This is a genomic window from Candidatus Nanopelagicales bacterium, from assembly GCA_041393815.1.
Classification (GTDB): Bacteria; Actinomycetota; Actinomycetes; order S36-B12; family JAWKJK01; genus JAWKJK01.
Genome location: JAWKJK010000001.1, coordinates 472,589 through 484,233, shown reverse-complemented (window position 1 = coordinate 484,233; position 11,645 = coordinate 472,589). Strand labels below are relative to the sequence as shown.

General features: G+C 71.5%; 12 protein-coding genes. 7 read left to right on the top strand and 5 right to left on the bottom strand.

Going from position 1 to position 11,645, the window contains the following annotated elements:
* Positions 1-78: 78 nt before the first annotated feature.
* Positions 79-612, bottom strand: coding sequence for a hypothetical protein (locus tag R2737_02240; protein MEZ5115064.1), 534 nt, complete (start codon positions 610-612; stop codon positions 79-81).
* Positions 613-721: 109 nt separating this feature from the next.
* On the bottom strand, positions 722-1,351 hold the full coding sequence (locus tag R2737_02235) for a TetR/AcrR family transcriptional regulator (protein MEZ5115063.1): 630 nt from the start codon (positions 1,349-1,351) through the stop codon (positions 722-724).
* A 108-nt stretch (positions 1,352-1,459) separates the two neighbouring features.
* Here R2737_02235 and R2737_02230 point away from each other — a divergent pair, with 108 nt between their 5' ends.
* The 6 genes from R2737_02230 (at position 1,460) to R2737_02205 (ending at position 8,482) form a co-directional block, all read left to right on the top strand.
* Entirely contained in the window at positions 1,460-3,100 is a 1,641-nt protein-coding gene (locus R2737_02230; GenBank protein ID MEZ5115062.1) for a bifunctional 3-(3-hydroxy-phenyl)propionate/3-hydroxycinnamic acid hydroxylase, read from the top strand.
* On the top strand, positions 3,097-3,951 hold the full coding sequence (locus tag R2737_02225) for an alpha/beta hydrolase (GenBank protein ID MEZ5115061.1): 855 nt from the start codon (positions 3,097-3,099) through the stop codon (positions 3,949-3,951). Before R2737_02230 ends, R2737_02225 begins: the two co-directional genes overlap by 4 nt.
* The gene (locus R2737_02220; GenBank protein ID MEZ5115060.1) at positions 3,948-4,955 is read left to right on the top strand and encodes a VOC family protein; all 1,008 of its coding nucleotides are present in this window, start codon (positions 3,948-3,950) and stop codon (positions 4,953-4,955) included. The genes R2737_02225 and R2737_02220 overlap by 4 nt, the downstream gene beginning before the upstream one ends.
* A 59-nt stretch (positions 4,956-5,014) precedes the next feature.
* Positions 5,015-5,512 (top strand): type II toxin-antitoxin system PemK/MazF family toxin, encoded by a 498-nt coding sequence (locus R2737_02215; GenBank protein MEZ5115059.1) that lies wholly within the window; start codon positions 5,015-5,017, stop codon positions 5,510-5,512.
* Positions 5,513-5,661: 149 nt separating this feature from the next.
* Positions 5,662-6,759, top strand: a complete 1,098-nt coding sequence (locus R2737_02210) for an NAD(P)-binding domain-containing protein (GenBank protein MEZ5115058.1) — start codon at positions 5,662-5,664, stop codon at positions 6,757-6,759.
* Positions 6,760-6,823: 64 nt separating this feature from the next.
* A complete protein-coding gene (locus tag R2737_02205) occupies positions 6,824-8,482 on the top strand; it encodes a LuxR C-terminal-related transcriptional regulator (protein ID MEZ5115057.1) in 1,659 nt (552 codons plus the stop codon).
* A 23-nt stretch (positions 8,483-8,505) separates the two neighbouring features.
* On the opposite strand, the gene R2737_02200 is transcribed toward R2737_02205, so the two are convergent.
* Entirely contained in the window at positions 8,506-8,847 is a 342-nt protein-coding gene (locus R2737_02200; GenBank protein MEZ5115056.1) for a DUF2200 domain-containing protein, read from the bottom strand.
* 135 nt (positions 8,848-8,982) lie between these two features.
* On the bottom strand, positions 8,983-9,417 hold the full coding sequence (locus R2737_02195) for a hypothetical protein (protein MEZ5115055.1): 435 nt from the start codon (positions 9,415-9,417) through the stop codon (positions 8,983-8,985).
* Between the two features lie 615 nt (positions 9,418-10,032).
* On the opposite strand from R2737_02195, the gene R2737_02190 reads away from it, so the two are divergent.
* Positions 10,033-10,992 (top strand): ATP-binding protein, encoded by a 960-nt coding sequence (locus R2737_02190; protein ID MEZ5115054.1) that lies wholly within the window; start codon positions 10,033-10,035, stop codon positions 10,990-10,992.
* Here R2737_02190 and R2737_02185 read toward each other — a convergent pair.
* The gene (locus tag R2737_02185) at positions 10,938-11,642 is read right to left on the bottom strand and encodes a response regulator transcription factor (protein MEZ5115053.1); all 705 of its coding nucleotides are present in this window, start codon (positions 11,640-11,642) and stop codon (positions 10,938-10,940) included. The two genes, R2737_02190 and R2737_02185, sit on opposite strands and share 55 nt — an antisense overlap.
* Between the last annotated feature and the right edge of the window lie 3 nt (positions 11,643-11,645).

Genomic DNA, 11,645 nt, shown 5'->3' with positions numbered 1-11,645 from the left:
CCCGGATTGCCCTGCTCACACCCGCCCGGACCGATCGGTCATCGGCATCGACCCGGGCACTGCCGGGCCGGGACATCCTCAGTGCGGCTTCAGCACGACCTGGAGGCCGAGCACGATGAGGCCGATGAGCCCGCCCACCGCGCCCGCGAGGATCAGCCGCCACCCCCGCACGCCGGCACGGACCGCGCCGAGCACCGCGAAGGCGATCAGGGTGGCGACGCCCGTCCACACGATCACCGCGATCGTCGACCGCGCGTCCATCGGGGTGAGCCAGCCGACCAGGCAGATCAGGAGCGGCGGCACCCCAGCCAGCAGCACGTCGAGCTGCCGGCCGGCCACGGCGAGCCACTCCGACCCTCGCAGGGTGCGCTGGAGCTCGAAGTGCCACGCCATCGCATCAGCGAACCAGTGCGCCACGGCCAGCGCGAGGACCGGGCCGATGATGACCGCAGCGATCCCGAAGAACGTGGTGAGCGAGCTCCAGCCGTCGTAGACCACGAGCACCGACATCAGCGCCACGGTGGCGTAGACGCCGCGCTCGACGCCCATCGGCACCCCGAACAGGCGCAGTTCACCCGCTCGCGCTCGCTCGTTACCGTCCGGTTGCGTCATGGCGTTCCTCCGTCCCGGAGTGCTGAACGCGGAAGTCAACCACGCCTCCAATGGCGGAGAGCCTGCCCCGCTCCGCCGGCGGGATCCGACGGCTCGTGCCCTGCGTCGGTCACGAGCCGGCGAGCGCCGTTCCGTAGTGCTCGAGGGCCTGTGCCATGTCCTGGACGCGCCGTCGACGGCCCTCGGGCCCGTCGATCTGCGCGGCGAGGAAGTAGCCGTCGAACAGCGCCACGCCCAGCGGCGCGAGACGTTCCGCAACTCGCCCCGCGCGTTCGGGCCCCTCGTCCTCGAAGGCGGACGCGATGAACTCGCGCATCCGCGTGCGCGCCTCGGCACGCACACCCTCCAGAACCTCGGCGATCTGAGGGTCGCGGTTGGTCAGCACCAGGATCTGGAACAGCCGCAGGAACTCCTGGTGCTCGTCCAGGCTGTCGGCGATGTCCTGCAGGTAGGACCGAAGCCGGGCCCCCGGCCCGCCACGGCGTCGCCGCAGCGGCGTGGCGTCGAAGAACCGCCGCGCACCGCGTTCCATCACGGCCGCGGCGATCGCAGCCTTGGAGTCGAACTGCCAGTACAGGGAGCTGCGCTTCAGTCCGGTGGCCTCGATGATCCGGGAGATGCTGGCCCCGTCGTAGCCGTACTCCGACATGGCCCGCGACGCCGCGTCGAGGATCTCCTCCCGCACCCGCTGGCCCTGCACGTTGCGGCGTACGCCTTCGCGCTCGGCGCTCGTCGTCATGTCCCCAATCGTAGGCCAGCGAACCCTTGACAGGACGCGGTGGCGGGCTATGGTTCTCCAACTATTAGATGGACCAGTCGTTCCAGAAATGCCACGAGGAGGGCGTAGATGGACGCGGACAGGTACGACGCGGACGTGGCCGTCGTGGGCTACGGCCCCACCGGGGAGGTGGCCGCCAGCCTGCTGGCCAAGTCGGGCATCTCGACGGTCGTCCTGGAGAAGGACAAGGACCTCTACTCCCGGGCCCGGGCGGTCACCGTCAACGACTGGACCCTGCGGATCCTGCAGGAGTTGGGGATCGCCGAGCGCGCCAAGCAGGACATGGATGTGATGCCGGCGGTGAGCTGGAAGACATACGAGGGCAAGCTGATCTTCCGGCTGGTCCAGAAGCCGGACGTGCTCGGGCACCCCACGGCGATGATGATCTACCAGCCCGAGATGGAGGCGGTCATCCGGGAGAACGCCTCCCGGTACGACGCGCTGGAGGTCCGCTTCGGCCACCTGTTCACCGGCCTCGAGCAGGACCCGACGGGCGTCACCGTCAGCGCTCTCGACGACGAGGGCAACCCGTACCTGCTCCGGGTGCGCTACGTGGTCGCCGCCGACGGAGGGTCGAGCCGGGTACGCGAGGAGCTCGGGCTGACCATGACCGGCTCCACCCGGCCTCGACGTTGGCTGGTCATCGACGGCGAGGTCCTCGACCCCTGGCCCGGCTGCGACGAGCTGGTGTTCTGGTCCGACCCGTCGCGGCCGGTCGTCGACATCCCGCTGGCCAAGGGCAATCACCGCTGGGAGATCCCGCTGGCTCCGGGGGAGTCGGACGCCGACTACGACTCCGAGGAGAAGGTGTGGGGCCGCCTGCGGGCCCTGGGCCGGGACGAGTCGCAGGTGCGGCTGAAGGGGTACGCGTTCTACAGCCACCACCTGCGCCGCCTGGAGGGGTGGCGCCGCGGCCGGGTCGTGCTGGCCGGCGACGCCGCCCATCTCATGCCCCCGTGGGCCGGGCAGGGGATGCAGTCCGGAATGCGCGACGCACAGAACCTGGCGTGGAAGCTGGCCGTGGTGTGCCGCGGACTCGCCGACGAGACGCTGCTCGACACCGTGGAGGCCGAGCGCTGGCCGCACGTCAAGCTGCTGACGGACATGACGGTCCGGCTGGGCCTCTTCATCGAGGCCGACAACCGGGCCGTCGTCGCACTGCGCAACACCATCGGCCCCTGGGCACGGCACCTCCCGGGGTGGAACCGGGTGCTGCAGCCGAGCAACGCCACGAACCGGGTCCATCAGGGCTGGATCACCGGAAAGCCCGCGCGGACGAACGCGCTGGGGCGCATGATCCCCCAGCCCACGGTGTTCGACCCTCGGGGCGGGGAGCACCTGCTCGACGACCTCATGGGCGACGGATTCGTGGTCCTCGGTCGCGACGTCGACCCACGAGCCGTGATGACGCCTGCGCAGGTCGACGCGTGGACGCGGCTCGGCGCACGTTTCCGCGCCGTGCGAGCAGGGTTCAGCACCACGAACGGGCGCGATGACGTCATCGACGCCACCGGGGTCCTCACCTCGTGGATGGGGCGCTTCCGTGCCCGCGTCCTCGTCGTACGGCCCGACCGCTTCGTGGCCGCCACCGATGCGACCGGGCTCGACGTCCCGGTTCTCGGCAGGGGGTCCTCCCTCGCGGGGCCGCGAGAGACCACACCCGAGAGCAGGCGTCCGCTGCTAGCCGCGACCGAGGGAGGAACCCGGTGAACGAGATCGAGCAGCAGGACGTCGAGGTGGGGGCGTGGACCCTGCGCACCTACTCCGCGGGCCAGGTTGGCGACCCGGTGGTCCTGTGGCTGCACGGGTCCGGTCCGGGCGCCGGAGCGCTGTCCAACTGGCAGGGCCAGCTGGACTCGATGACGGGATACCGGCACATCGCCCCGGACCTGCTGGGCTTCGGCGATTCCACCCACCCGCCGGACCTGCCACTCGGTGTCGCCGCCTCCGCGCAGGCGAGAGCGCAGGCCGCCCTCGATCTGCTGGACGCCCTCGACGTCCCGGTCACGCACGTGGTCGGCAATTCGATGGGCGGGATGATCGCGCTGCTCATGCTCGCCGCCGCCCCGCGGCGATTCGACCGAGTCGTGCTGATGGGCAGTGCCGGTGCCCCGATCACCCCGACACCTGACCTCGTCACCATGATCCGCTACTACGACGACCCGTCACCCGAGGCGATGGCGGACCTGCTCGGGCGCTTCATGTACGACACCTCGCGGTACGGCGACCGGCTCGGCGGGATCGCGGCCGACCGAGCCGCCGTCGCCGCCCGGGAGGACATCCGCCAATCCCACCTGCGGACCTTCTCCCCGGAGGGCACCCCCCTCGTGTTCTCCGAGGAGGCGCTCGCGACGATCGACCACGAGGTCCTCGCCGTCCACGGCCGGGAGGACCGGATCATCCCGGTGGAATCGTCGATCTACCTGTCCCGTCACCTGCCTCGCGCCCAACTGCACGTCCTGCCCCACGCGGGCCACTGGCTCCAGATCGAGCAGCCGGAACGGTTCCAGGCCCTGCTCACGCTGTTCCTCGACGACCCGAACGGAGACCCGCGGGCATGAGCGACATCTTCGGCAAGGTCCAGCTCGGCTACCTCGTGGTCGAGACGGCCCGGCTGGCGGACTGGCGCCGGTTCGGCGCCGACGCGGTCGGGCTGCACGTGGACGAGTTCTCGCCGAACGTGCTCCGCTTCCGGATCGACGACCACGAGTGCCGGTTCCTGCTCCAGCACGGGACACAGGAGGACGTCGTCGCCCTGGGGTGGCAGATCGACGACCACGAGACGTTCGACACCGTCCTCGCGCGGGTCACCTCCCGCGGACTGCCCGTGCGGGAGGGGACGGCAGAGGAGTGCGCGCTGCGCGGCGTGGAGCGGCTGTGGCGCTTCCCCGGGCCCAAGGGGGCCGCCACCGAGATCTTCACGACGCCGCGGATCTCTCCGCGGCCGTTGTCGATGGCGAACCGCGCCTTCGTCACCGGCCAGAGCGGAATGGGCCACGTGGCACTGGTGTCGAAGGACGTCCTGGGGGTGCACGGCTACTACCGGACGCTGTTCGACACGCGGCTGTCGGACTTCATCCTCGAGCGGATCGGGCCGATGAACCTGCGGATCCGGTTCCTCCGGGTGAACGAGCGCCATCACACCGTCGCCGTGGCCGGGGTCCGTGGACTTTCGGTGAACCCGGTCCGCACCCGGATCCAGCACGCCAACATCCAGGTCGCCGACTTCGACGACCTCCTCGCGGCGTACGAGCGCGTGACGGCGGAGGGGTTCCGGATGATGTGGTCCATCGGCCAGCATCCCAATGACCGCGAGCTGTCCTTTTACTGCCGCACGCCATCCGGCTTCGAGCTCGAGGTCGGGTGGAACCCGCTCGTCGTCACGCCGGAGTTGGAGTCCGGCTGGGAGCCCACCACCTACCAGGGCATCTCGGTGTGGGGGCACGACCCCGTCGGCGAGGATGCTGCGCACCGGTTCGGCATGGCACTGCAGGCGCTGCGCTCCACCCGTCAGCCCGAGCCCACTGTGCCGCCGATGTGGGAGCGCTCGGCGGTCCCCGCGTAGCCCCGACCCCGGGTCACCGACGTGCGGACCCGGCCCGAGACCGCGCTACTGTCCGGGCCGTGACGACCGGATCTGGCGGAGAGGCGCCGCCGGCCCAAGGCGGGGCGTACGACTTCGCGGGGCACGTGGTCCTCTCGTACTCACCCGAGCGCGACGGCGAACCCGACCCCGGCGAGGTCGTGTGGGCCTGGGTGTCCTATGAGGACGACCCGCGCGTGGGCAAGGACCGTCCCGTCGCCGTGCTGGGTCGCACCGACGACGGCCGTCTCGCGGCGGTCATGCTGTCCAGTCAGGACCACGATGCCGACCGCGGGTGGGTGGCGATCGGCAGCGGGCCATGGGACCCCCGGGGACGCAGGAGCTGGGTGCGCACCGACCGGCTGCTCGCCGTGCCCGCGGACGCAGTGCGGCGTGAGGGCGCCACGCTGCCGCGTCCGGTCTACGACCGCGTCGTCGCGGGACTGGACCGGAGGGTCCTTTCGCCCGCCACGCCCACCCGTCGCGGACCCCTGGCTCACCTGAGGGCGCTGTTCCGTCGGTGGGGCCGGTCCGGCTGACGCCTGCGGGCGGTACGCACTCAGGCGCGATGGGCAGAAACACCCAGCGCCACGCCGCCACGGATTGGGTATCCGGACCGACGCGGGCGCGGGGACGGGGTTCCTACGGTCGAGGCAACGACCACAACCGACTTCCGGGGTGAGAACCCATGGCGACCCAGCACATCGAGACGCTCATCATCGGTGCCGGTCAGGCGGGCCTGGCGACCGGCTACCACCTCGCGCAGCGCGGGCGGGAGTTCATCATCGTGGACGGCCACCCTCGGATCGGGGACAACTGGCGCAGCCACTACGACTCGCTCCGCCTCTACACGCCGGCCAAGTTCGACGGCTTGCCAGGGATGGACTTCCCCGGCGACCCGTGGCACTTCCCCGGCAAGGACGAGGTCGCTGACTTCCTGGAGGCGTACGCCGTGGCGAAGGACCTGCCGGTGCGGCTGAGCACGCGGGTCGACCGGTTGGTGGCGAACCCGGGCGGCGGGTTCACCGCGGCGGTCGGGTCGGAGGCTGTCACGTGCGACGCCGTGGTCGTCGCCACCGGCACCTTCGGTCGCGCACCCCAAATCCCCGAACTCGCTGCGGCGCTCCGCCCGAGCATCCAGCAGCTGCACTCCAGCGAGTACCGGAACCCGGCGGACCTGCAGCCCGGGACGGCGCTCGTCGTCGGGGCCTCACACTCCGGCTACGACATCGCCTACGAGCTGGCCGCGGAGCGACCCACCATCCTCGTCGGGCCGGACCGGGGGAACATCCCGCTCGAGTGGGACTCCGCCCGGTTCAAGCTCGCGCTGCCCGCTGTCGTCTTCGCCTGGAGGCACCTGCTGACGCGGCGGACTCCCGTGGGCCGCAAGGAGATGCGCCAGGCACGACACCGTGGCGCACCGACCACGCGGGTGAAGCCGTACCACCTGGCCGAGCGCAGTGTGGAACGGATCCAGCACAAGGTCACTGATGCGTCCGCCGATGGGTGCCCCGTGCTCGAGGACGGACGCGTCCTGGACGTGGCCAACGTCATCTGGGCCACCGGCTTCCGACAGGACTTCAGCTGGATCGAGGCGGACGTCGTCGGTGACGACGGCTGGCCCCGCGAGTACCGCGGCGTGTCCGAGACGGTGCCGGGCCTGTACTTCTGCGGCCTGTCGTTCCAGTACGCGTTCAGCTCCATGGTGCTGCCGGGCGTCGGCCGCGACGCCGCGTACGTGGCGCGCGCGATCGACCGGGTCCTCAGGGACCGGGTGGCCGCCTGACAGAGCTGGGTCCGGTTCCTCGGTGCCCAAGCCTTGGGGGTGGCGCCTGTCGCGCATACCCTCGATGACGAGGGACGTGATCGCGATCGGAGTCGTCGAGGACCTGCGCACCGCTCGTGAGGCCTACGAGCGGCGTGAGTGGGTTGCGGCGTACCGGGCACTGTCGGATGTGCGGGAACCGGCCCTCACGGCCGACGACTTCGCAGCGCTGGCGACGACGGCCTACCTGCTCGGCCGGCGGAATGACTGCATCCAGGCCCTGCAACGGGCCTACCAGTCCAGCCTCGCGGGGGGTGACCGACCCGGGGCCGTGCGCGCGGCGTACTGGATGACGGTGGTGCTCCGGCAGGGCGGGGAGCTGGCGGTCGCCCATGGCTGGCAGGACCGGGCCGCCCGGCTCCTCGACGAGCACCGGGCCGACGCAGTGGAGCGCGGCTACCTGCAGGACGCGACCATGATGGGCCACATCCTCGCCGGCGATGTCGCTGCCGCGATCGGCCTGGCACCGCAGGTCACCGACTGCGGGCGGCGCTACGACGAGCCGGACCTGCTCGCCCTCGGGCTGCACGCCGAGGGACGGTTGCGGGTCATGTCCGGGCAGGTGGGCGAGGGCCTGCGCGTCATGGACGAGGCCCTCACGGGGGTGATGGCCGGGCAGGTCACGCCGATCACCGCGGGCCGGGTGTATTGCTCGACGATCGAGGCATGCCAGGACGTGTCCGACTTCGACCGTGCGGGGCAGTGGACTCACGCGCTGACCACCTGGTGCGACGAGCAACCTGGCCTGGTCGCGTTCACCGGCCAGTGCGCCACCCACCGCGGCCAGCTGCTCCGGCTGCACGGCGCCTACGCCGAGGCGGTGGAGGAGCTCGGTCGAGCCGTCGACCGCTATCGGGCTGCGGGCGGCGATCCCGCGCTCGCGCTGTCCCACTACGAGCTCGGGGAGACGTACCGCCTGCTGGGGGACTACCCCGCCGCGGAGGCCGCGTACGAGCAGGCTGCCGCGCACGGGCACCCGGGCCAGCCGGGCCGGGCGCTGCTGCTGCTGTCGCAGGGCCGGAACGAGGCCGCGGAGGCGGCGATCCGGCGGCTGCTCGCGGAGCGCGGGGACCCGGTCGGCCGCTCCCAGGTCCTGGCGGCGGCCGTCGACGTCCTGGTCGGCTGCGGCGACGCGGACGGCGCGGCGCCGCTCGCGGACGAGCTCTGCGCGATCGGGGAGGCGTTCGGCTGCACCGCCCTCGAGGCGGCCGGCCATCAGGCGGTCGCGACGGTCGAGCTCGCCCGGGGCTCGGGTGAGGGTGCGCTGCGGGCGGCCCGGGCCGCGACGGAGGCGTGGTCGCAGCTGCCCGCACCGTACGAGGCTGCGCGCAGCCGGACTCTCCTGGGCCGGGCCCTGCGGCTGCTCGGTGACGGCGACTCGGCGTCGGCCGAGTTGGTGGCGGCACGCCGGGCCCTGGCCGAGATAGGGGCCGTCCCGGCCGAGCGCGCAACCGCGTCCCTGCTGGCGGGTGCGGCCGGCACCGGTGCGCCCGGGGGACTCAGCCCCCGCGAGGTCGAGGTGGTGCGGCTCGTGGCGGCCGGACTCAGCAACCGGGAGATCGCCGAGGATCTGGTGATCTCCGAGCGGACCGTCGCCCGGCACGTGTCGAACATCTTCGCCAAGCTCGACGTGAGGTCCCGGACCGCGGCCGCCGCGTACGCCTACGAGCGGCGCCTGCTGTGACGACGCCCTCAGGCGGGCGGGGCTCAGGAGCGCAGGATCTTCTCCATGGACTTGCCCTTGGCGAGCTCGTCGACGAGCTTGTCGAGGTAGCGGATCTTCTGCATCAACGGGTCCTCGACGTTCTCCACGCGCACGCCGCACACGACCCCGGTGATCAGCGCCGAGTTCGGGTTCAGGTGCGCGGCGGCGAAGAAGTCCTCGAACGTCGTCCCATCGTCGAGGTACTGCCTCAGCTCGGACTCGTCGAAGCCGGTGAGCCACTCGATGACCTCGTCGAGCTCGGCGTTGGTGCGCCCCTTCCGCTCGACCTTGGCGACGTAGTGGGGGTAGACGGACGCCACGCTGGTGGTGAAGATCCGGTGCATGCCGGGAGATGGTAGTGATCCCGGCGATCACGCAGCCTGCACGCGAAGCGGGCGGCCCCAGGATCCCGGGGCCGCCCGCTTCCTCGGGGACGGCGGTCAGGCGGCGGTCTGATCGTGGTCGACCGCCGGGTGGGGTCAGCGCATGGCCGTGTCGTCAGCCCCGCTCTCGGGGCCCTCTGCGGCGTCGCCCGCGTCGCTGGCGTCCTGGTGGCCCGGCTCGTCCGGGTTGGCGTCCGGTCCCCGGTTGGCGCCGTCGTCGGCCGCGCTCTCGGGGCCCTCGGCCGTGCCGTCCGCGGCGTTCTCGGGGCCTTCGGCGGCGTCGCCCGCGTCGCTGGCGTCCTGGTGGCCCGGCTCGCTCGGGTTGGCGTCCGGTCCCTGGTTGGCGCCGTCGTTCGCGCCCTCCACGCCTGCCTCGTCGGGAGCCGCGGCAGTGGAGCCGGCCGACGTGGGTGCTGAGGGGCCGGTGGGGGCGGTGTTGCCCGCGGCCATGGCGACGCCGGTGCCGGTCAGGACCGCGACGACGGCACCAGCAGCCGCCGCGGCCACGGTCTGCTTCCGGGTGATTCGCATGGTGGAACCTCTCTCCTTCAGGCGGTTGCGGGGTGCATCCGCTCACGCCACACCCTGCGAGAAGGAGGCCAAGAGACTGCTGAGAGCGGCTGAGAGTCCGATGAGTCCGGGAACGAGACCACGTACTCGCGGAGTTCTCAGGGTGCTCTCAGGGTCCGCTCGTATGCTGCCCGGCATGGGCCCTCAGCCCGCAGGTCGATGGTGGGATCGTCGCGGCATCCGAGCGCGCTCGACCCTGGCGGCCGTGGCCGTCGTGGCGCTGGCTGTCGCAGTGGGGGGCATCGGACTCCTCGTCGTGCTCAGTTCCGCGCTGACGAACTCGATCGAGCAGTCACTGATCCAGCGCGCGCAGGACGTCGCCGCCCAGGTCGCCGCGGACGACGTGGGTGCAGCCGTAGCCACGGCCGGGGCATCCCCGGGTGACGCGACGATCGTCCAGGTCATCGAAGGATCGGGGCGGTCGTCGTCTCGTCGCCGAGCATCGACGGCGAGCCTGCCATCGTGTCGCCGGGCATCGCCGCGTCCGGTCCCGTCACCGCGCAGGTGCCGTTGTCGTTCGTCGACGGCGCGGTGTACGAGGTGGCGGCCGTGCAGGTGCCGGCGGGCGGGGGTCCCGTGACCGTGGTGGCCGCCCAATCGCTGAACGAGGTGCAGCGTGTCGTTCACACGGTGGGAGTGGCGATCGTCGTCGCGGCGCCGCTGCTCCTCGCCGCCGTCGGCGCGGTGACGTGGCTGGCGGTGGGGCGCTCGCTGGCCAGCGTCGACCGGATCAGGGCGCGGGTGGAGGACATCAGCGCGGCCGACCTCGGGGAGCGTGTGCCGGTCCCGCCGGCGGACGATGAGATCGGCAGGCTGGCCGTCACGATGAACCACATGCTGGATCGGCTCCAGGAGTCCAGCGACCGTCAACGTCGGTTCGTCGCCGACGCCAGCCACGAGCTGAAGAGCCCGCTGTCCTCCATGCGCGCGACCCTCGACGTGGCCCACTCGACGGGGCAACGCGTCGACCCCGGTGCCGAACGCGTGCTCAGCGGGGAGGTGGACCGCATGACCAGGCTGGTCGAGGATCTCCTCCTGCTGGCGCGCAGCGACGAGGGCGGAGGCGGTCGGAGGTTCACGGACGTGGACGTCGATGACCTCGTGCTGCAGGAGGCAGCGCGGCTGCGGGCCCAGCAGGGTCTCCGGGTAGAGGTGGCCGTGGAGGCGACGCGGATTCACGGAGACGCTCATCTGGTGGCGCAGGCCGTCCGTAACCTCGTCGACAACGCCGCTCGGTTCGCTGATGCGACGGTCCGCCTCAGCGTCCACCCGTGCGATCAGGGGGCCGAGGTCGTGATCGAGGACGACGGACCCGGCATCCCGGGCGACCACCGTGGCCTCGTCTTCGATCGCTTCGTCCGGCTCGACGATCACCGCGCTCGATCAGACGGCGGCACCGGCCTGGGCCTGTCGATCGTGGCTGAGATCGCCCGTCTGCACCGCGGTTCGGTGCGGATCGGCGACAGTGCGCTCGGAGGAGCTCAGCTGTCGATGGTGCTGGCGGACGGCGAACCCTCGACGGCGTCCAGCCGGTAGCCGAACCCGCGCACCGTGCTGATCGACCGGACCCCGAACGGGGCGTCGATCTTCTTGCGCAGGTAGCCGATGTAGACCTCGACGACGTTCAGGGGTCCGTCGAAGTGCGCGTCCCACACGTGGTCGAGCAACTCGCTCTTCGAGAGCACGCGCGCGGGATGGCGCATCAGGAACTCCAGCAGGGCGAATTCCCGAGGGGTCAGCTCGATCGGGGTGTCGCCGCGTGCCACGTGTCGGGTGACCGGGTCCAGGGTCAGCGTGCCCACGGTGAGGACGGCGGGTCGTTCCGTCACGATCCGGCGCAGCAGGGCCCGGATCCGTGCGACCAGCACGACGAAGCTGAACGGCTTGGTCAGGTAGTCGTCCGCGCCGAGGTCGAGGGCGTCCGCCTGGTCGTAGTCGCCGTCCTTGGCGGTGAGCATCAGCACCGGCGTCCAGACCTCGCGCTTGCGGAGCCGTTCGACGACGCGATACCCATTGAGCCGAGGGAGCATGAGGTCCAGCACGATGACGTCGTACTGCTGTTCCGTCGCGGCCCACAGGCCCTCCTCGCCGTCGTGGGCCAGGTCGACGACGAACCCTTCGGCCTCCAGCCCTCGCTGGATGGCCCGGGCGAGGTTGACCTCGTCATCGACCACGAGGATCCGCATCAC